Origin of the sequence: Buttiauxella agrestis (assembly GCF_900446255.1) — a bacterium.
GTDB classification, from domain to species: domain Bacteria; phylum Pseudomonadota; class Gammaproteobacteria; order Enterobacterales; family Enterobacteriaceae; genus Buttiauxella; species Buttiauxella agrestis.
The window spans coordinates 142,604-162,227 of sequence record NZ_UIGI01000001.1; the positions used below are offsets into that span (position 1 = coordinate 142,604).

Consider the following 19,624-nt stretch of genomic DNA (forward strand, 5'->3'; position numbering starts at 1 on the left):
AGGAGGGGCTATGCCTTGTTTACTGGAAATGAAAAATATCACCAAAGCCTTTGGGGTTGTGAAGGCCGTGGATAACGTCAGCTTGTCAGTTGATGCCGGTGAAGTCATGTCACTTTGCGGCGAAAATGGCTCCGGAAAATCGACGCTGATGAAGGTGTTATGCGGGATTTATCCTTACGGTAGCTACGAAGGTGAAATTTGGTTTGCGGGTGAAAAACTTCAGGCAAGCCATATTCGCGATACTGAACGCAAAGGCATTGCAATCATCCATCAGGAACTGGCGCTGGTTAAGCATTTGACGGTGCTTGAGAATATTTTCCTCGGTGCCGAGCTTTCACAATACGGCGTGCTGGATTACGACAGCATGACGCTGCGCTGCCAAAAACTGCTGGCACAGGTGAGCTTAAATATTTCTCCCGATACCCGTGTTGGCTCGCTGGGGCTTGGGCAACAACAGCTTGTGGAAATAGCTAAAGCGCTGAATAAACAGGTGCGCTTGTTGATTCTCGACGAGCCGACTGCATCGCTTACCGAGCAAGAAACCGCAGTGCTGTTAGAGATCATCCGGGATCTGCAAGCGCATGGTATCGCCTGCATTTATATCTCTCACAAACTCAATGAAGTTAAAGCCATTTCCAACACCGTCTGTGTTATCCGCGACGGGCAGCCCATCGGTACGCGTGATGCCGCATTAATGCGTGAAGAAGACATTATTACCATGATGGTGGGGCGTGAGTTGACCGCACTGTACCCCAATGAACCACACCAGACTGGCGAAGAAATTCTGCGTGTCGAACATCTAACGGCCTGGCATCCGGTTAACCGGCATATCAAACGGGTAAATGATATTTCGTTTTCACTGCACAAGGGCGAAATCCTGGGTATTGCAGGGTTGGTGGGTGCCGGGCGAACCGAAGCGGTGCAGTGCTTATTTGGCGTCTGGCCTGGGAAGTCTGAAGGCCGGATATTTATTGATAACCAGCCGGTCACTATTGGTAACTGCCAGCAAGCTATTGCTCACGGAATTGCCATGGTGCCGGAAGATCGTAAAAAAGACGGCATCGTGCCGGTGATGGCCGTCGGGCAAAATATCACTCTGGCCGCGCTAAACCAATTTTCAGGTGCGCTCTCGCATCTGGATGATGCTGCCGAACAAAACTGCGTCCTGCAATCTATTGCGCGCCTGAAAGTAAAAACCTCCTCGCCTGAACTGGCGATTGGCCGCCTTAGCGGCGGTAATCAGCAAAAAGCGATTCTGGCGCGATGCCTGCTGCTCAACCCACGCATCCTGATCCTTGATGAACCTACGCGCGGCATTGATATCGGCGCGAAATATGAAATCTACAAATTAATCAATCAGCTGGTTCAGCAAGGGATTGCGGTCATTGTTATCTCATCGGAATTGCCGGAGGTGCTCGGTCTTAGCGACAGAGTGCTGGTGATGCACGAGGGGCGAATCAAAGCTGACCTGATAAACCACAACCTGACCCAGGAGCAGGTCATGGAAGCCGCACTGAGGAGTGAAAAGCATGTCGAAAAGCAACCAGTCTGAAATGAAACTTACGGCACCCCCAGCTTCGCCTTTTGCCGCTTTACGGGCGCTGAATCTCCAGGTTTTTGTCATGATTGCGGCGATTGTTGTCATCATGCTGTTTTTCACCTGGACCACAGACGGCGCTTATCTCAGTGCCAGAAACGTATCTAACTTACTGCGGCAAACGGCCATTACCGGGATTCTGGCCGTAGGCATGGTGTTCGTTATTATCTCGGCAGAAATTGATCTTTCCGTCGGCTCGATGATGGGTTTACTCGGCGGCGTCGCGGCGATCTTTGATGTCTGGCTCGGTTGGCCTTTACCGCTAACGATTGCCGTTACGCTGGTTCTCGGGTTGGTGCTGGGGGCCTGGAATGGCTGGTGGGTGGCGTATCGCAAAGTGCCGTCATTTATCGTCACTCTGGCCGGAATGCTGGCGTTTCGCGGTGTGTTGATTGGTATTACTAACGGCACCACCGTTTCGCCAACCAGCGCGGCGATGTCGCAAATCGGCCAAAGCTATCTTCCGGACGGAATTGGTTTTGGTATCGGCACTTTAGGTCTGGTCATTTTTGTGGCCTGGCAATGGCGTATGCGCACTCGCCGCGAGGCGTTAGGGCTGGCAACTCCGGCATCCACAGGTGTCGTCGGGCGGCAGGCCATCACGGCGGTCATCGTGTTAGGGGCAATCTGGTTGCTCAATGATTATCGTGGCGTGCCAACCCCGGTGTTGATCCTGACGTTACTGCTGCTGGCAGGCATGTTTATGGCGACCCGTACCGCGTTTGGACGGCGCATTTATGCGATTGGCGGCAATATCGAAGCAGCACGACTTTCTGGTATTAATGTTGAGCGCACAAAACTCGCCGTCTTCGCCATCAATGGATTAATGGTGGCCATTGCCGGTTTGATTCTCAGCTCGCGTCTGGGGGCGGGTTCTCCTTCCGCAGGCAACATTGCTGAGCTTGATGCCATCGCAGCCTGTGTCATCGGCGGCACGAGTCTCGCTGGCGGCGTGGGAAGCGTTGCTGGCGCGGTGATGGGCGCATTTATCATGGCTTCGCTGGATAACGGCATGAGCATGATGGATGTGCCGACGTTCTGGCAGTACATCGTTAAAGGCGCGATTTTATTGCTGGCCGTATGGATGGATTCGGCGACCAAGCGTAGAGCATAAATGTGCAAATGATCACAATGCCGGGGGAAGGTTGCCCGGCATGGTTGCCGTTATGGTATTGCACTTAAGGTTTTGTTATCAGGAAATAAAAGCATGTTTGAGAAACGTCATCGCATTACGTTGTTATTCAATGCCAATAAAGCCTATGACCGCCAGGTGGTGGAAGGGGTTGGCGAATATTTGCAGGCGTCTCAATCCGAGTGGGACATTTTTATTGAAGAAGATTTTCGTGCTCGTATCGATAACATCAAGGAGTGGTTAGGCGACGGGGTCATCGCCGATTTTGACGATACTGAAATCCAGCGCTTGTTAGCTGGGGCAGACGTGCCGATTGTCGGCGTCGGTGGCTCTTATCACTTGCCTGAACACTATCCACCCGTGCATTACATAGCCACTGACAACCATGCGCTGGTGGAAACTGCCTTTTTGCACCTGAAAGAAAAAGGGGTGCAGCGTTTTGCCTTCTATGGCTTACCCAATTCAAGCGGCAAACGCTGGGCGATGGAGCGCGAATACGCATTTAACCAATTGGTAGCAAAAGAAAAATACCGTGGCGTGGTCTATCAAGGGATAGAAACCGCCCCGGAAAACTGGCAGCACGCCCAAAATCGCCTGGCAGACTGGGTACAAACGCTGCCGCCGCAAACCGGGATTATCGCCGTCACCGATGCTCGCGCCCGCCATTTACTGCAAGTCTGCGAACATCTGCATATTCCGGTGCCGGAAAAGCTCTGCGTGATTGGCATTGATAACGAAGAGCTGACGCGATACTTGTCGCGCGTCGCTCTTTCGTCAGTCGCGCAGGGGACAAGGCAAATGGGGTATCAGGCGGCTAAATTGCTGCACCGTTTGATGGATAACGAGCCGCTTGCCCTGCAACGCGTGTTGGTACCGCCGGTGCGCGTGGTTGAACGTCGTTCAACGGATTATCGTTCTTTGCATGACCCTGCGGTTATCCAGGCGATGCACTACATTCGCAACCACGCCTGCAAAGGCATCAAAGTCGAACAGGTGCTGGATTCTGTGGGGATTTCGCGGTCGAACCTTGAGAAGCGTTTTAAAGAGGAAGTGGGCGAAACCATTCATGCCATGATTCACGCTGAAAAGCTCGAAAAGGCGCGCAGCTTGTTGGTTTCTACGTCGTTGTCTATTAACGAAATATCGCAAATGTGCGGTTATCCGTCATTGCAGTATTTCTATTCAGTCTTTAAGAAAGAGTATGACGCAACGCCGAAGGAACATCGGGAACGGCACAGCGAGATATTGGTTTGAGTGCTGATTTTTAATAAAAAAAACGCCTTCGAATTGAAGGCGTGAATTATTACTTATTATTAACAATCTATTTTAATTATTTAGTTCGGTGCCATAAAACGCTGATTGGATTGGTACATCGCAAATAGATAGTTGTTATAACTACTACCGCGTGTGGAATACCCTTTCAGCTTATGAATCATATTGCTGGCAGTCACTTCTTGATCCGCTTTACGCAATTGAGCACGTGATTTACGGAAAGATTTATAGGCCGGATGCGTATTCAGATTTGTTACGTAAGCGTTAACGCCTTCTTTAACAGAATCGTAATGCAAATAGCCTTTTACTTTGCCTGGTTCACTGTTGCAATGGCGTTTGCTGCACTTCATGCCAAACAAATTGTTATTACTACGCGCAAGTTTAGACGTGCCCCAGCCACTCTCGGCTGCGGCCATCGTTGCCACCATGTTGGTAGGAATGATGTCGACTTTTTCCATCAGCGTATTCCACGGCACACGCTTAGTATTACCGTTCCACGCGATTTTATAGCGCTTAGTGATATCTTTCAGGCGTGTACGCTCTGACGGCGACCAGCGTTGCTCATACTGCTTAGAAACCAGCCAGTTACGGTCAGTCGTGATCGCTGCATTTTGACTTGTAATATATGGCATGACCGTCCGGAGAAACGCTTTTTTTCTAGGTGTTCCGGAAGGGTATTTTCGCAAATCAGGGAGCGATGCTATTTCACTATTGCGAGAATACTCTTTTTTACTACTTGCCAGCTTCTTACTGTGTGTCGTGGTGCTTTTCGTCGTCGTTAATTGGGCTTTATGCGATTTTGGCTCATGTTTACTTGCTAATACCCCAGTTGAAAAACTGAAGGTCAGTAACATAAGTATCGCAGCCCCAAATCGTCGGATTGGGGTTGATATCATTAGATCTCCTGGTCGGATCGTTACGTTTCCAGTGCCTTAATTGTCAAAGGTTTTGAATAAAGCGAACGCAGATACTAACAAAAATAGACCTTCAGAGCACCAAAAGAAATAATCCGATTCCTAAACGAAGTCACGTACGATCTTCTTATGACGGTAAAAAGTATTGCGATATGCGATGGTTATCTCATATTTCAGTAAATTGATAACGCCATCACTCACCCTTTTAACTCATCCCCGATTATCCATTTTTGGGAGGAATTCAGTTAATTAAAACCGTGCCACACTGGATAAAAGATAATCACAGGCTCAACCCTATGAAAACATTACCTCTGTTATTTCTTCTGTTCCCAGGCCTTGTACATGCAGCGTGGGTCGCGCCCGGTTTACCCGCTTTTAAAGAGCAAAATCCGGGGCTATTTGTCAGCGAGGCAAAGCTTGCGAAGGGGGCGTTGCCGCTCAGTCTCAAACTCGGGGAAGCCTGTTGGCAGCCCGCCGAGTCCATCAAGTTGAACCAGGCGCTTTCGCTAAAACCCTGCGAGGGCGAGACTCCGGTCTGGCGCTTATTCCGTGAAGGCGAGTATCGGGTGCAAATTGATACGCGCAGCGGGACGCCTACGCTCAGCCTGAGCGTTAATAGCACACCTCAAGCCGCTCCGGTCGATGTTACGCGCCAGTGCCCAAAATGGGACGGTCAACCGCTCACGCTCGGTGTCAGCAAAACTTTCGCCGAAGGTAGCGAAGTGCGCGATTTTTACAGCGGGGCTACGGCCACGGTAAAGCAAGGCCAGATTACCCTGATGCCTGCGGCGAACAGCAACGGCCTGCTGCTACTGGAATCCACCGCCACCACAAAGGCCGCCCCCTTTAGCTGGCACAACGCCACCGTCTATTTTGTCCTGACCGACCGTTTTGAAAACGGTAACCCGAAAAACGACAACAGCTATGGCCGTCATAAAGATGGCATGCAAGAAATCGGCACCTTTCACGGTGGCGACCTGGCGGGTTTAACCCACAAGCTCGATTATTTGCAGCAGTTGGGCGTTAACGCGTTATGGATTAGCTCGCCACTCGAGCAAATCCATGGCTGGGTCGGCGGCGGGACAAAAGGCGATTTCCCGCATTACGCCTACCACGGTTACTACACCATGGACTGGACAAAACTCGACGCCAATATGGGCACCGAAGATGAATTACGCACCTTAGTGGATGAAGCGCATAAACGCGGGATGCGCATTTTGTTCGACGTCGTAATGAACCACACCGGATACGCGACTCTTGCCGATATGCAGGAATATCAGTTTGGCGCGCTGTACCTCAAAGGCGACGAGCTGACGAAAACGCTCGGAAAACACTGGACCGACTGGAAACCAGGTCCCGGTCAAAGCTGGCATTCCTTCAATGATTACATCAACTTTGGTGACAAAGCGGCATGGCAAAATTGGTGGGGGAAAAACTGGATTCGCACGGATATCGGTAATTACGACACACCGGGTTTTGATGATTTAACCCTGTCCCTGGCCTTCCTGCCGGACCTGAAAACCGAATCGACACAACCCGCCGGTTTACCTGTTTTTTATCGCCATAAGCCTGATACCCACGCCAAAGAAATTGCCGACGCTACCGTGCGCGATTATCTTACTCATTGGCTCAGTCAATGGGTGCGTGATTATGGCATCGACGGTTTCCGGGTCGACACCGCGAAGCATGTCGAAAAAGCTGGCTGGGAGCAGCTTAAAGAGCAGTCGGTTGCCGCCCTGGCCGAATGGAAGAAAGCCAACCCGGACAAAAAGCTGGATGATGCCCCGTTCTGGATGACCGGCGAATCCTGGGGCCACGGCGTGATGAAAAGTGACTACTACAGCAGTGGCTTTGACGCGATGATCAATTTTGATTACCAGGAGCAAGCAGCGAAAGCCGTCAATTGCCTGGCCGATATGGATCTCACCTGGCAGCAAATGGCGACTAAATTGCAGGAGTTTAACGTTCTTAGCTACCTTTCATCGCATGATACCCGACTGTTCCGCGAAGGCGGGCAACGGGCGGCTGAGTTATTGCTGCTGGCACCGGGAGCCGTGCAGATTTTCTATGGTGATGAAACCGAGCGTCCGTTTGGCCTGACCGGTTCCGACCCGCTTCAGGGTACGCGTTCTGACATGAATTGGGGGCAAAACGTTGCAACACTTTCCCACTGGCAAAAAATCAGCCAGTTCCGCGCCCGTCATCCGGCCATTGGCGCGGGTAAGCAGAACACATTAAACATCAAGCAAGGGTATGGTTTTACTCGTGAATTCGGCGATGACAAAGTGCTGGTGGTTTGGGCAGGCAACCCATAAATAACGGCGGATGACGCTGCGCTTATCCGCCCTACAACTTCCCCCGTAGGCTGGATAAGCGCAGCGTCATCCAACATAAAATGCTGGGATGTTAGTTTCAGGCAGCATATTGACCACGAGAGACTAATCTTAATGCGTTTGCACCGCGTCTTATCCGGCGCTATGGTTAGCCTCTTTTTGATGGTCAAAGACAGATCTACGTTATGACGTTTTCACTTTTCGGCGACAAATTTACCCGCCATGCAGGCATCACACGCCTGATGGAGGACCTCAACGATGGTCTACGCACACCTGGAGCAATCATGCTCGGTGGCGGTAATCCTGCGCAAATCCCTGCAATGAACGACTACTTCCAGGCGTTGCTCGCAGATATGCTGGCAAACGGGAAAATGACCGATGCGCTGTGCAATTACGACGGACCGCAGGGGAAAAGTGACTTGCTTGACGCGCTAGCGGAAATGCTGCGCAAAGAATTAGGTTGGGATATTGCCCCGCAGAATATTGCACTGACAAATGGCAGTCAGAGCGCGTTTTTCTACTTGTTTAACCTTTTCGCCGGTCGTTATGCCGATGGCAGCACTAAAAAAGTGCTGTTCCCGCTGGCGCCTGAATATATTGGCTACGCGGATTCCGGCCTTGAAGAAGACCTGTTTGTCTCGACGCGGCCGAACATCGAACTGCTGCCGGAAGGCCAGTTTAAATATCACGTAGACTTTGAGCACCTGCATATCGGCCTGGATACCGGGATGATTTGCGTATCGCGCCCAACCAACCCGACGGGCAACGTCATCACCGACGAAGAGCTGATTAAGCTTGATGCGCTGGCGAATCAGCACGGTATTCCGCTGGTGATTGATAACGCGTATGGCGTGCCATTCCCTGGCATTATTTTCAGCGAAGCGCGCCCGCTGTGGAATCCAAATATCATTCTGTGCATGAGCTTGTCGAAACTCGGTCTGCCGGGCAGCCGTTGCGGCATCATCATCGCCAATGAAAAAATCATCTCAGCTATCAGTAACATGAACGGCATCATCAGCCTGGCACCGGGCGGTGTCGGCCCGGCGATGGCGTGCGAGATGATTAAGCGTAACGATTTGCTGCGTCTGTCTGAAACCGTGATCAAACCGTTTTATTACCAGCGTGTTCAGGACACAATCGCGACCATTCGCCGCTATTTGTCACCGGAACGCTGCTTGATCCACAAACCAGAAGGGGCGATTTTCCTTTGGTTGTGGTTTAAGGATTTGCCGATTTCGACCGAGTTGCTGTACCAGCGCCTGAAAAAACGCGGTGTTTTGATGGTTCCTGGGGATTACTTCTTCCCAGGCCTTGATAAGCCGTGGCCGCATACGCATCAGTGTATGCGTATGAATTACGTGCCGGAGCCGGAGAAAATCGAGGCAGGAGTGAAAATTCTGGCCGAAGAGATTGAACGCGCGTGGGCTGAAGCGAAGTAAATTCTAATAACCTTCTCCCTGGAAAGGGAGAAGGTTTGTCTGATTTAGCGAACCACCAAAGAGTCGTACCCCTTCCAACGATAATTCAGCATCGACACAATCCAGCAGGCAATAAACAGCCCAACCACGATAAAGCCTGCATTGCCGAGGTTTTCATTCAGGGCATCAACCCATTTCCACATGCCGTTATGCAAATCGAATTTATCGGCCAACAGCCCTAATGCTTCCATGCCGCCAATGAACAGCGCGACCACAACCGAGGTGCCGGTGATCGTCATGTTGTAATAAAGTTTGCGCTGCGGTTTGTTGAACGCCCAACCATACGCGCCAACCATAATCATATTGTCGAGCGTATCAATCAGCGCCATCCCGCTGGCAAACAGCGCCGGGAACACCAGAATCGACCATATCGACATGCCGCTGGATGCGCTGGCAGCAGAAATGCCGAGTACGCCAATTTCTGTCGCAGTATCAAACCCTAAACCAAACAAAAAACCGACCAGATACATATGCCAGCTTTTGTTGATCAGCTTAAACGTGGAACGGAACAGCCAGCTCATCATGCCGCCGCCGTTGAAATCAGTGGCTTCAGCAGACAGCGCTTCGCCACGCTTTAGCTGGCGGAAGTTGCGCCACACGCCGCGTAAAATCACCAGATTCACCAGCGCCATTGCCAGTAAGAAGCACGCCGACACTGCCGTACCAATCACGCCGCCGACATCATGGAACCAGTCCATATCACTTTGAAATGCCGCCGCTGTGGCAGCAATCGCGATGGAAGCCAGCACCACAATGCTGGAATGGCCGAGGGAGAACCAGGCGCCGATACCGAACGGGCGTTTCCCTTGCTGCATCATCTTGCGCGTCACGTTATCAATCGCCGCAATATGGTCGGCGTCGACCGCATGGCGTAATCCGTAGCACCAGGCCAGCAAACTCGCGGCCATCAGCGCGGTGCTATGGTGAAACGAAACCAGCGCCCAGGCCCAGGCGGCCAGGTTGGCGGCGACTAACACCACGAGCAAAACAGCGGCGCGTGGATTGTCACGAAGAACACGCAATAACATCATTTTATCCTTGTGAAGGAAGGGTGAAATGGGCAGCGGCAACCAGAGCCTGGCCCAATGCTAGTGCACCGTCACCGGCCGGTAACAGTGTCGGGAAGAGCAGATTGAAATCTGCGAGATGATACGAAAATCGTTCGCGCATCAGTCGGTTATGCAGTACACCACCGCTGAATGCGATGGTGTGAATCGAGAGCCTTTGCGCATGAGTGCGTGCCAAATCGGCAAAGCCTTTCGCCAGGGCGTCATGAAATGCCCAGGCGCGAGCGGCAGCGCAGTCGTGCCAGTTCAACCACTGTTGCCAGAAGGTCGCCAGATCCAGTTTGCCGTCGATAATGGGCAAAGTGACGGGATGGGAACATTGACTACTTTGCGATGCCAGCGCTTCAAAGCGGCAAGCGGCTTCGCCTTCATAGCTTAGTTGCAGCGGAGCGCAGTTTAATGCTGCTGCGGCGGCATCGAACAAACGGCCAGTGGACGAAGCGAGCGGTGCGTTAATGCCACGCGTGATGGCCGTCGCCAGCAATGACCAGTTTTGCGACCTCACCACAGCGGTTTCCGGGTGCTGTTGCCAGTGCGGTACAAACGCCTCGCAATGGGCGAGCAGGTTACGCCACGGTTGGCGAGCGGCGAGGTCGCCACCGGGCAGCGCTACTGCCGGTAAGCCGCCGAGATGCTCGCAATCGCGATAATTAACGCGTAAGCACTCACCGCCCCAAAGCTGGTCGTTCTCGCCATAACCAATACCATCAAGGGTGAGCGCAATCACATCGCCACCGTCCAGTGGCCAGGCGTGCTCTGCCAGACATGCCACAGCGTGAGCGTGATGATGTAAAACTTTGCTCATCGGTAGCCCCATTGCATGCCCAAGGCGCGAACTGTGGTAGCCGGGATGCGCATCCACCGCGACGTGCTCTGGCGTGAAATCCCACGCGTCAAACATCAACTCACGCGCTTTTTGCCACTGCGGCTCCACGCCATCTTCGGCCAGATCGCCTAAATGCTGGCTGAGTACCGCCTGGTTGCCACGGAGTAAACAGAAGGTGTTTTTCAGGTCGGAACCGGTCGCAAAAATGGGTGGCAGCGCGTCAAAACCTGGCGGCAAGGGCAGCGCATCCGGCACAAACCCACGTGCACGGCGCAGCACTTCGCCATCAGCACGTACCACCGAATCATCCATGCGCTGCACGATATCGCGGTTGTGCAGCAGCCAGCCGTCAGCGATATCCGCCAGTTCTTCGAGGGCTTGCTGATGAGTGATTGCAGGCGGTTTGCCATTCAGATTGCCGGAAGTCATCACCAGCGGGCCGCCGAAATCCTGTAACAGCAGGTGTTGTAGCGGGTTGGCGGGCAGCATCACGCCCACTTCGCTTAAATGCGGGGCGATGAACTCGCTTAGCCCGTGCAATACGGATTTCGCCATTAACACAATCGGTGCTGCTGGCGTTTCAAGCCGTGCGACGACCTCGGCAGGTAAACTTTGTGAATCTGAAAGCATCACCGCCAGCGGTTTTGTCGGGCGATGTTTGCGGGCGCGTAAGCGGGAAACAGCGGCGTCGTTACGCGCATCAACCGTCAGGTGGAAACCACCCAGCCCTTTAATCGCAACGATTTTCCCGTCTTTTAATGCCGTAATGGCGGCCTGTAACGCATTTTCGCGCTCAAGTTTTTGCTCGCCACAAAGCCATTCGATTTGCGGCCCGCATTCCGGACAGGCCACTGGTTGGGCGTGGAAGCGCCTGTCCATGGGATTGCGATACTCGCTTTCACACGCCGGGCACAGCGGAAATGCTGCCATTACCGTGTTGGGGCGGTCGTATGGCATCGCTTTAATAATCGTGAATCTTGGGCCGCAATGGGTGCAATTGATAAACGGATAGCGGTAGCGACGGTCGGCGGGGTCGTTCATTTCGCGCAGGCAATCCGGGCAGGTCGCTGCATCGGGAACGATTTGCGTGTTCATCGTGCTGCCTGCACTGTGGCGAATGGTGAAATCCTGCGGTGGCGTTTCCCACTGCATCAGGGTTTGCTCGACGCTATCAATCCGAGCCAGCGGTGGGCAATGTGCGTGAAGCTTGCTGATGAACGCATCGGGCATAGACACCAGGCGCACCAACACGCCCGCGCCGTCATTGCAGACGTCGCCGGTCAGGTTGAGTTTTTGCGCCAGTTGCCAGACGAATGGCCGGAAGCCAACGCCCTGTACTTTGCCGCGAATGCGTAGCATCACGCCGTTAAGATTCACAATTGGTACCCAATTTTAAGAAACTGGTAGGGTGGATAAGCGAAGCGCCATCCACCATTTTTTTAAACCTCTACAGCCTGGCGCAAACGCGCTTTCATATCGCTATAGGTGGTCTGGGCATAATTTTCCGCCCATTGCTGGTCGGCAATCTGGCTGACGTTCACCGCGCAAAACTTGGTTTCCGGTGTTTTGGAAATCGGGTCGAGGTTGTCTTGCGTCAGTTCGTTACACGCGCCAATCCACCATTGATACGTCATGTAAACCGAGCCGAGGTTAATGCGCTCGTTCACTTCCGCACGGCTAATGACTTTGCCACGGCGCGAACTCACCCACACCAGTTGCTTATCTTTGATGTTGAGCAGCTCGGCATCCGTCGGGTTGATTTGCACAAATCCAGGTTCGTCGGCCAGGGTTTGCAGCGCCGCACAGTTGCCGGTCATCGAACGACAAGAGTAGTGGCCGACTTCACGCACGGTGCACAGCACCAGCGGATATTCGGCATCCGGCACTTCAGCAGGCGCACGCCACTCGGCAGCAAAGAGCTGGCCTTTACCGGTTGGGGTATCGAACTTGCTGTCTTTGTAGAGATAAGGCGTTCCTGGATGATCAAGCGTTGGGCACGGCCATTGCACGTGACCCATATCACCCATTTTTTCCCAGGTGACGCCGTAGAACAGCGGGCAAAGCTCGCGCAGTTCATCCCAGATTTGCTGGTTATTGTCATAGTGCATCGGGTAGCCCATCTCGGTGGCGAGCAGGCTGATAATTTCCCAGTCACGTTTGACGTTGTATTTCGGCTCGATGGCCTTTTCAAAACGCTGGAAACCGCGGTCGGCGCAGGTAAATACGCCGCCGTGTTCGCCCCAGGAAGTCGCTGGCAAAATAACGTCGGCAACTTCTGCCGTTTTGGTCATGAAGATGTCTTGCACCACCACAAAATCGAGCGCTTCAAAACCTTTGCGCACCAGGCCGAGATCGGCTTCGGTCTGCAACGGATCTTCACCCATGATGTAGTACGCTTTCATCTCGCCGTGAATCGCCATATGCGGCACTTCGGTAATACGCACGCCGACTTTGTCGTCCATATCATCAACGTTGATGCCCCATGCTTTGGCGAATTTGGCACGCACTTGCGGGTCAACGACATCCTGATAACCCGGGAACTGGTTTGGCAGCACGCCCATATCGCACGCGCCCTGCACGTTGTTTTGCCCGCGTACCGGGCCAACACCGACGTTTTCGCGGCCCAGGTTGCCGGTCAGCAGCGCAAGGCTTGAAAGCCCTTTGACGACATCTACCGCCTGGCCAAACTGAGTCACGCCCATGCCCCACATAATGGTGGCGGAAGGGGCTGCGGCAAATGTGCGCATCGCCTGGCGCACTTGATGCGCAGGCACGCCGGTCAGGTGCTCAACGTCTTCTGGCGCGTAGCCTTTTACCACCTCGCGGTAAGCATCCAGACCTTCGGCGAATTTCGCAACGTACTGTGTATCGTAGAGATTCTCTTCGAGCAGCACGTAGCCAAACGCATTCACCAGCGCCATATTGCAGCCGTTTTTCAGCTGTAAATGTTGATCGGCAATGCGTGCGGTTTCGATGCGACGTGGATCGCAAACAATGATTTTTGCGCCGTTTTCTTTCGCTTTAATGACGCGACGCGCCACAATCGGGTGCGAATCGGCGCAGTTATAGCCGAACACCAACAGACATTTTGAATTTTCGATATCGCCGATGGAGTTACTCATCGCACCATTTCCCAGCGTCACCTGCAAACCCGCAACCGACGGCCCGTGGCAAACACGCGCACAGCAGTCGACGTTGTTGGTATGCAGCACGCCGCGTGCAAACTTCTGCATCACATAGTTGGTTTCGTTACCCGTACCGCGCGAAGAACCCGTGGTCATAATTGAGCGCGGGCCATATTGTTCTTTAATCGCTTTCAGGCGTTTCGCGGTATAGCTAATGGCTTCTTCCCAGCTTACTGGCTGAAGTTTTCCGCCTTTTTCGTAACGAATCATCGGCTGCGTCAGACGCGGTGTGAGCAGCTTAGTGTCATTGAGAAAATCCCAGCCGTAGTAACCTTTCAGGCAGAGTTCATTTTGGTTAGTCACGCCATCAGCCGCTTCAGCACGGATAATTTTGTTCTTCTCAACAACCAGTTTCAGTTTGCAGCCTGCGCCACAATAAGGGCAGACGCTGGTAATTTTTTTCATCAGTAACAGACCTGTTAAAAGTGAATTCAGTGGAATTAGAAAATCAAAGATGAAGTGGCATCAAACGCAGCACGACGGCGTTTTTCGGCACTCATTTGTTCAAGTTTGTTGCGATCAACGCAGATAATGGCGTTAGTTGGGCAGGCTTCCATACAGGCCGGGCCTGATGCGCGGGTGTGGCAAAGGTCGCATTTATTCGCTTCGGCTTTTTCAGCCATCACGTTAAGACCCGCGCCGCTGTTGCGCACAACCGGACGAACAACCACTTCCATTGCGCCGTACGGGCAAGCAACCACACAAGTTTTGCAGCCGATGCAGCGTTCTTGCATCACATTCACAAATCCATGCTCGCGGCTGATAGCGCCGTTAGGGCAGACGTTGGCACACGGTGCGTCTTCGCACTGACGGCACATCGTCGCGGTAGAAACATTCACGCCTTTAATCACGTGAATACGTGGCAGGAAAGTTTGCGGTGTTAATGCCGCGCAATCCTGCGCTTCCTGGTGGGACACGACACAGGCCACTTCGCAAGTGCGACAGCCAATACATTTGCTCGAATCAGCAATGATGAAGCGGTTCATCAGAGACTCCTGTTTTTATAAGTCGGCGATAGACATACATAAAGTGTGCCAACTTTGAAACTAGCGTGATTCAAGGGGTTGTGCATTGATCGGGGAAGGGATGACAGTGACATCGACACATTTGACGATGTCATTTGGGCAGATGACAGAGAGGTTCTGGAAAGCGCCTCGCAATCTCTGCACGTGAAACAAAAAATGACTCAGGGAAAGTTTCCTCTCTTGTTATGTTTCAAGGGACGGAGGGGTTAGAATGTATACAATATTGACGCATGAAGCGGCAGCCGAAGAACTCGTGGCTTTACCCTCGCAATTGCGAGGCCGAATGTTTCGCTTAATTGAACGACTCGAATCCGAAGGAAATCAACTGCGAATGCCTCATAGCCGGGTGCTGGGTAACGGGCTTTTTGAACTGCGAGTGGGTGATAAAGATATTGCTCGCGCGGTCTATGCTTTTAGCTACGGGCAAACCATTTATATCCTGCATGCTTTTACTAAAAAGACGCTCAAAACGCCGGTTAACGCCATTGAAATTGCACGTATAAGGTTGAAGGAGTTTATGAAGTGAAACCCGTCTGTCTTGATGCACTGAAAACGAAAATGCTCAGTGATGATGAATCTGTGCAGGCTTACCATGAAGCGGATAGGGAACTCGCGCTCATTCAGGCGTTATACGAGATGCGTGAACGCGCCGGGCTGACGAAAACAGAGCTGGCAAATAAGCTTGGAACAAACTCGTCAGGTATTAGCCGTCTTGAGAAAAATCCGCTTAGTGCCAGTGTCAAAATGCTTGAACGCTATGCCGCGGCCTGTGGGGCAAGGATTTCACTGGATATTCATTACGTCTGATACCAGCTTGTCGGATGACGCCAGACCCCCAGGCCGGGTAAGCGCAGCGTCATCCGGCAACGGTTACTCGAACTCTGGCGCTTCCAAATCCGCGAAACCGCCTTTTCCTTCCCAACCAGCCAGGCTTTGATATACCGTCTCAACTGCCGCTTTTACCGCGTCGGTCATCGGGTAGTAGAAGCCGACGATATCGGGCTGAATACCTAAGAAAATCACCTCGCCAACATCTTCTTTCAACTGATCAATCAGGTAGTTGAGTGGCATGTTGTGGGTGGTCATCATAAACATTTCGGCGATATCGTCCGGGTCGATGATACGGATTTCGCCAGGGTTCAGGCCCATATCCGTCGCATCGACCAGCAGCAATCTATCCGGGCGCAATTCACGAATCGCGACCACATCGTTTTCAGGGGCGGTGCCGCCGTCGATAACCACCCAGTCGCCTTGTGGGGCGGCCTGGCATTTCTCGGCAAGTAGCGGGCCTGCGCCATCGTCACCCATCATGGTGTTGCCGACGCACAATAGTACGTTTCTGTTAGTCATAACGCCTCCGAACCATCAAATAGATAGCGGGTTCTTGTTGAATGGCTTGCAGCATGTCGAGCAGTTCCTGGCTCCATTCTTGCTGCTGCTCGGTTTGCGTCGGTTTGGCGGCATCAAACGCTTTTGCCAGTAAAACCACATGGCTCTGGTCGATAACGATTTCACCGTAACGCGGCACACCTTCCATTTTGCGCCGTGCTTCGCTGCCTTCTTCAAGCGTGGCAATCCACGCTTTGTAAGGCTCATACGAGCAAACCAGGTTCTCTTTCAGGCAGTCGATAACGCCGAGATGGTGGCCGATTGCCAGGCTGTAATAAACCACCTGTTGCGCATCACTCGGTGTGTTGTCGTTTTCATCGACAAACTTACGGCTAAGCTGGCAAAACACCACCGACTCGCTCATTACACGCGCTCCTGCTTCACCAGTGCTTCCAGATTGCTAACGATCTCCGTCAGACGCGGATCGTTCTCGTGTGCCAGCCATTGCTGAACACTGCCGCCACCGGCGGTCAGGTTTTCCATGTAGCTGTCGGCAATCTGGCGGCCATAGCGATAACCCGCCAGGCGACGCGCTTCGCGATCAATTCGCACACGCAATGGCTGAACCATATCCGGGTGCAGAATCTGCGCCGGTTGAGCATCCATTTCGCTGGCTTCACGGGCATGGATTTTCTGCTCCAGCAGACCCAGCGCCATCGCAAAACCGTACAGCGTTGCCGCAGGCGTTGGCGGGCAGCCAGGAATGTACACATCGACCGGAACGATTTTATCGGTGCCGCCCCAGACGCAATACAGGTCGTGGAAGATGCCGCCGCTGTTGCCGCATGCGCCGTAGGAAATACAAATTTTTGGGTCCGGCGCTGATTCCCATGCGCGCAGCGCGGGGGAACGCATGGCGCGAGTCACAGCGCCGGTAAACAGTAAAATATCCGCATGACGTGGCGACGGAACCACTTTGATACCGAAGCGTTCTGCATCGAAAAGCGGTGAAAGGGTGGCGAAAATTTCGATTTCGCAACCGTTACAGCCACCGCAGTCAACACGATAAACATAGGCGGAACGTTTAATCTTTTTCAGCAACGACGTTTTCATCGCGGCGATGGATTCATCCACCGTCATCGGCACTGGCATGCCGTTGTCGTCGCGTGGGCCGAGTAACATACTCATGAGCGCACCTCTCTTATCTGGCGGCTAAGGTCGATTTGGTCGGAAGACACCAGGCTTTGCTGGCGTTTGCATTCCGGACAGGTTTCAAACGAGGTGCGGTGCGCTTCGGCAAGTTTGTCGCCGTTGTGCTCAAGCAGCGCAATGGCGTAATCAATCTCTTTTTGTACCGCAAAAGGTTTGTGGCACTGACGGCAATTGCACAGGTCAAAACGCGCCTGTTGCAGGAAATCGGCTTTGTTCCACACGGCCAATTCGTATTGCTGAGAAAGCTTAATGGCCGCCGTTGGGCAGACTTCTTCGCAGCGCGCGCAGAAAATGCAGCGCCCCAGGTTGAAGGTCCACGCCAGTTGCCCCGCCACCAGATCGGTTTCCACCGTCAGCGCGTTGGATGGGCACGCATTAACGCATGCCGCACAACCGATGCATTGCTGCGGGTTGTGCTCCGGTTTGCCACGAAAATTCGGATCCACGGCGATCGGTTGAAGCGGGTACGACTCGGTGGCCACGCCGCCTTTAATGGCTTTCTTGATGAAGTTAAACATGGTGACTCCGTCTATTTCAGCGGCGAATTGGTGCGTTCAATGCTGTAACGCTCAAGCTCTTTGTACGGCACCACTTTGGTCTTGCGCTTACGCACATCGACCACCGTCATGCGGTCGGTACAGGAGTAGCAAGGGTCCAGGCTGCCGATGATCAAAGGCGCATCAGAAACGGTATTGCCACGCAGCATGTAACGCAGTGTCGGCCAGTTGGCATACGTCGCCGCGCGGCAACGCCAGCGGTACAGCTTCTGGTTATCGCCAGTCATCGACCAGTGAATATCATCGCCGCGTGGAGCTTCAGAGAAACCAAGCGCGAAACGGTTTGGAATATAGGTGAAACCGTCGACTGCCAGCGGGCCGCCAGGCAAGTTATCGAGGCCGAAATCAATCATATTCAGCGCGGTATAAACCTCGTTGATACGCACTTTCAGGCGCGACAGCACATCGCAGCCAGTTTCGCTGTGAACTTCCATCGGCAGCAAACCGTAACCGACAAACGGGTGATCGGCACGAGTGTCACGGGCGTGACCGCTGGCGCGAACCATTGGACCGACGTTACTGAAATCGCGGGCGATTTGCGGGTCCAGGCGGCCAATGCCGACGGTACGCTGTTCGATGTTTGGCGTGCTCATCAGGATATCGACCAGATCTTTCACTTCGCGGCGCATCTGCTGGGCGAGCTGGCGCGTCTGGATCATGTCGTCTTTCAACAGATCGCGACGAATCCCGCCGATCAGGTTCAGGCCGTAAGTTTTACGCGCCCCGGTGAGGATTTCTGCCATTTTCATCGACATCTCACGCACGCGGAAGAACTGCATAAAGCCTGAGTCGAAGCCAACAAAGTGGCAAGCCAGGCCGAGGTTCAGCAGGTGGCTGTGCAGACGTTCAACTTCCAGCAAGATGGCGCGGATCATCTGGGCGCGTTCTGGCACCACGATACCCATCGCATTTTCTACCGACGTGGTATATGCGGTGGAGTGGGCGAAGCCGCAAATACCGCAAACACGGTCAGACAAGAAGGTGACTTCGTTGTAGCCCATGCGGGTTTCGGCCAGTTTTTCCATGCCACGGTGGACGTAGAACAGGCGGTAATCGGCGTCGATAATGTTTTCGCCATCAACGAACAGGCGGAAGTGGCCGGGTTCATCGCTGGTTACGTGCAGTGGGCCAATCGGCACCACGTTGTTCTTTTTGCTGCCCAGTTCGTTGATGAACTCGTAAGTTTCCTGATCGCTGGTTGGGGCAGGGCGCTGACGGTAATCCATACTGTCTTTACGCAGTGGATACAGGTCATCTGGCCAATCATCTGGCAGCACTAAACGGCGCTCATCCGGCAAACCTACAGGTTGCAGGCCGTACATATCACGCACTTCGCGCTCGCCCCAAACCGCAGCAGGCACGCGTGGCGTAACGGACGGGAATTCCGGTTTGTCGGCGTCAACTTCTACGCGCACGGTAATCCAGCATTTCACGCCGCTTTCCATCGAAAGCACGTAATACACCGCATAGTTGCCGCACAGTTGGCGCTCATCGTTACCGAACAGCACGGATAACCAGCCGCCCTGTTGGTAGTAAAGCCACTCCACCACTTCTGGCAGCATATTGAGCTTCACGGTGACGGTGATTTGGTCTTTGGTCTGCCACGCTTCGTCGATCACCGCATGAGGAAATTGCTTATGCAGCGCCGCGAGATAATGTTGGCCAATCTTTTCTTCAGACATAGATAAATTCTCTTA

17 protein-coding genes are annotated in these 19,624 nt (G+C 53.1%); 7 read left to right on the forward strand and 10 right to left on the reverse strand.

The window, feature by feature from the left end; all coding sequences use genetic code 11:
* The first annotated feature begins 10 nt into the window (after positions 1–10).
* The 3 genes from DY231_RS00675 to xylR all read left to right on the forward strand — a co-directional run bounded on the left by DY231_RS00675 (position 11) and on the right by xylR (position 3,983).
* Positions 11–1,552, forward strand: a complete 1,542-nt coding sequence (locus DY231_RS00675) for a xylose ABC transporter ATP-binding protein (RefSeq protein ID WP_115626915.1) — start codon at positions 11–13, stop codon at positions 1,550–1,552.
* Positions 1,530–2,711, forward strand: coding sequence for a xylose ABC transporter permease XylH (xylH, locus tag DY231_RS00680; RefSeq protein WP_034499489.1), 1,182 nt, complete (start codon positions 1,530–1,532; stop codon positions 2,709–2,711). Before DY231_RS00675 ends, xylH begins: the two co-directional genes overlap by 23 nt.
* A gap of 93 nt (positions 2,712–2,804) precedes the next feature.
* Positions 2,805–3,983, forward strand: a complete 1,179-nt coding sequence (gene xylR, locus DY231_RS00685; RefSeq protein WP_115626916.1) for a D-xylose utilization transcriptional activator XylR — start codon at positions 2,805–2,807, stop codon at positions 3,981–3,983.
* Positions 3,984–4,063: 80 nt separating this feature from the next.
* Here the strand turns inward: xylR and DY231_RS00690 are convergent, their stop codons facing one another.
* Complete coding sequence (locus DY231_RS00690; protein ID WP_115626917.1) at positions 4,064–4,897, reverse strand: protein bax; 834 nt, start codon at positions 4,895–4,897, stop codon at positions 4,064–4,066.
* Positions 4,898–5,211: 314 nt separating this feature from the next.
* Here DY231_RS00690 and DY231_RS00695 point away from each other — a divergent pair, with 314 nt between their 5' ends.
* Together DY231_RS00695 and avtA are read left to right on the forward strand one after the other, a co-directional pair.
* A complete protein-coding gene (locus tag DY231_RS00695; RefSeq protein WP_115626918.1) occupies positions 5,212–7,230 on the forward strand; it encodes an alpha-amylase in 2,019 nt (672 codons plus the stop codon).
* A 203-nt stretch (positions 7,231–7,433) separates the two neighbouring features.
* On the forward strand, positions 7,434–8,687 hold the full coding sequence (gene avtA, locus DY231_RS00700) for a valine--pyruvate transaminase (protein WP_115626919.1): 1,254 nt from the start codon (positions 7,434–7,436) through the stop codon (positions 8,685–8,687).
* A 44-nt stretch (positions 8,688–8,731) separates the two neighbouring features.
* Here the strand turns inward: avtA and DY231_RS00705 are convergent, their stop codons facing one another.
* From DY231_RS00705 to hydN, 4 genes are all read right to left on the reverse strand, one after another.
* Entirely contained in the window at positions 8,732–9,754 is a 1,023-nt protein-coding gene (locus tag DY231_RS00705) for a HoxN/HupN/NixA family nickel/cobalt transporter (protein ID WP_034499624.1), read from the reverse strand.
* Between the two features lie 4 nt (positions 9,755–9,758).
* Complete coding sequence (gene hypF / locus DY231_RS00710) at positions 9,759–11,978, reverse strand: carbamoyltransferase HypF (protein WP_115626920.1); 2,220 nt, start codon at positions 11,976–11,978, stop codon at positions 9,759–9,761.
* A gap of 80 nt (positions 11,979–12,058) precedes the next feature.
* Positions 12,059–14,209 carry a formate dehydrogenase subunit alpha gene (gene fdhF / locus DY231_RS00715; protein ID WP_115626921.1) on the reverse strand — a complete coding sequence of 717 codons (2,151 nt, stop codon included), beginning with the start codon at positions 14,207–14,209 and terminating at the stop codon, positions 12,059–12,061.
* A gap of 35 nt (positions 14,210–14,244) precedes the next feature.
* Positions 14,245–14,790, reverse strand: coding sequence for an electron transport protein HydN (gene hydN / locus DY231_RS00720; RefSeq protein WP_034499478.1), 546 nt, complete (start codon positions 14,788–14,790; stop codon positions 14,245–14,247).
* A gap of 250 nt (positions 14,791–15,040) precedes the next feature.
* Here hydN and DY231_RS00725 point away from each other — a divergent pair, with 250 nt between their 5' ends.
* On the forward strand, positions 15,041–15,355 hold the full coding sequence (locus DY231_RS00725; RefSeq protein WP_034499476.1) for a type II toxin-antitoxin system RelE/ParE family toxin: 315 nt from the start codon (positions 15,041–15,043) through the stop codon (positions 15,353–15,355).
* Entirely contained in the window at positions 15,352–15,636 is a 285-nt protein-coding gene (locus tag DY231_RS00730) for a helix-turn-helix domain-containing protein (protein ID WP_034499474.1), read from the forward strand. The genes DY231_RS00725 and DY231_RS00730 overlap by 4 nt, the downstream gene beginning before the upstream one ends.
* A 63-nt stretch (positions 15,637–15,699) precedes the next feature.
* On the opposite strand, the gene hycI is transcribed toward DY231_RS00730, so the two are convergent.
* The 5 genes from hycI to DY231_RS00755 are packed head-to-tail and all read right to left on the reverse strand — an operon-like array spanning position 15,700 to position 19,609.
* Positions 15,700–16,179 (reverse strand): hydrogenase maturation peptidase HycI, encoded by a 480-nt coding sequence (gene hycI / locus DY231_RS00735; RefSeq protein ID WP_115626922.1) that lies wholly within the window; start codon positions 16,177–16,179, stop codon positions 15,700–15,702.
* Positions 16,172–16,582: a formate hydrogenlyase maturation HycH family protein gene (locus tag DY231_RS00740; RefSeq protein WP_115626923.1), complete on the reverse strand. Its 411-nt coding sequence runs from the start codon at positions 16,580–16,582 to the stop codon at positions 16,172–16,174. The genes hycI and DY231_RS00740 overlap by 8 nt, the downstream gene beginning before the upstream one ends.
* On the reverse strand, positions 16,582–17,346 hold the full coding sequence (locus DY231_RS00745; protein ID WP_115626924.1) for an NADH-quinone oxidoreductase subunit B family protein: 765 nt from the start codon (positions 17,344–17,346) through the stop codon (positions 16,582–16,584). Before DY231_RS00745 ends, DY231_RS00740 begins: the two co-directional genes overlap by 1 nt.
* Positions 17,343–17,888, reverse strand: a complete 546-nt coding sequence (locus DY231_RS00750) for a formate hydrogenlyase complex iron-sulfur subunit (protein WP_115626925.1) — start codon at positions 17,886–17,888, stop codon at positions 17,343–17,345. Before DY231_RS00750 ends, DY231_RS00745 begins: the two co-directional genes overlap by 4 nt.
* Positions 17,889–17,899: 11 nt before the next feature.
* The gene (locus DY231_RS00755) at positions 17,900–19,609 is read right to left on the reverse strand and encodes a hydrogenase large subunit (RefSeq protein WP_034499468.1); all 1,710 of its coding nucleotides are present in this window, start codon (positions 19,607–19,609) and stop codon (positions 17,900–17,902) included.
* Between the last annotated feature and the right edge of the window lie 15 nt (positions 19,610–19,624).

Excerpts from the sequence above, each read along its gene's own strand:
- DY231_RS00705 (WP_034499624.1), bottom strand. The coding sequence starts at position 9,754 with ATGTTATTGCGTGTTCTTCGTGACAATCCACGCGCCGCTGTTTTGCTC.
- DY231_RS00740 (WP_115626923.1), bottom strand. The coding sequence starts at position 16,582 with ATGAGCGAGTCGGTGGTGTTTTGCCAGCTTAGCCGTAAGTTTGTCGAT.
- DY231_RS00745 (WP_115626924.1), bottom strand. The coding sequence starts at position 17,346 with ATGAGTATGTTACTCGGCCCACGCGACGACAACGGCATGCCAGTGCCG.
- xylR (WP_115626916.1), top strand. The coding sequence starts at position 2,805 with ATGTTTGAGAAACGTCATCGCATTACGTTGTTATTCAATGCCAATAAA.
- hycI (WP_115626922.1), bottom strand. The coding sequence starts at position 16,179 with ATGACTAACAGAAACGTACTATTGTGCGTCGGCAACACCATGATGGGT.
- hypF (WP_115626920.1), bottom strand. The coding sequence starts at position 11,978 with ATGCTACGCATTCGCGGCAAAGTACAGGGCGTTGGCTTCCGGCCATTC.
- xylH (WP_034499489.1), top strand. The coding sequence starts at position 1,530 with ATGTCGAAAAGCAACCAGTCTGAAATGAAACTTACGGCACCCCCAGCT.
- avtA (WP_115626919.1), top strand. The coding sequence starts at position 7,434 with ATGACGTTTTCACTTTTCGGCGACAAATTTACCCGCCATGCAGGCATC.
- DY231_RS00755 (WP_034499468.1), bottom strand. The coding sequence starts at position 19,609 with ATGTCTGAAGAAAAGATTGGCCAACATTATCTCGCGGCGCTGCATAAG.
- fdhF (WP_115626921.1), bottom strand. The coding sequence starts at position 14,209 with ATGAAAAAAATTACCAGCGTCTGCCCTTATTGTGGCGCAGGCTGCAAA.
- hydN (WP_034499478.1), bottom strand. The coding sequence starts at position 14,790 with ATGAACCGCTTCATCATTGCTGATTCGAGCAAATGTATTGGCTGTCGC.
- DY231_RS00675 (WP_115626915.1), top strand. The coding sequence starts at position 11 with ATGCCTTGTTTACTGGAAATGAAAAATATCACCAAAGCCTTTGGGGTT.
- DY231_RS00725 (WP_034499476.1), top strand. The coding sequence starts at position 15,041 with ATGTATACAATATTGACGCATGAAGCGGCAGCCGAAGAACTCGTGGCT.
- DY231_RS00690 (WP_115626917.1), bottom strand. The coding sequence starts at position 4,897 with ATGATATCAACCCCAATCCGACGATTTGGGGCTGCGATACTTATGTTA.
- DY231_RS00750 (WP_115626925.1), bottom strand. The coding sequence starts at position 17,888 with ATGTTTAACTTCATCAAGAAAGCCATTAAAGGCGGCGTGGCCACCGAG.
- DY231_RS00695 (WP_115626918.1), top strand. The coding sequence starts at position 5,212 with ATGAAAACATTACCTCTGTTATTTCTTCTGTTCCCAGGCCTTGTACAT.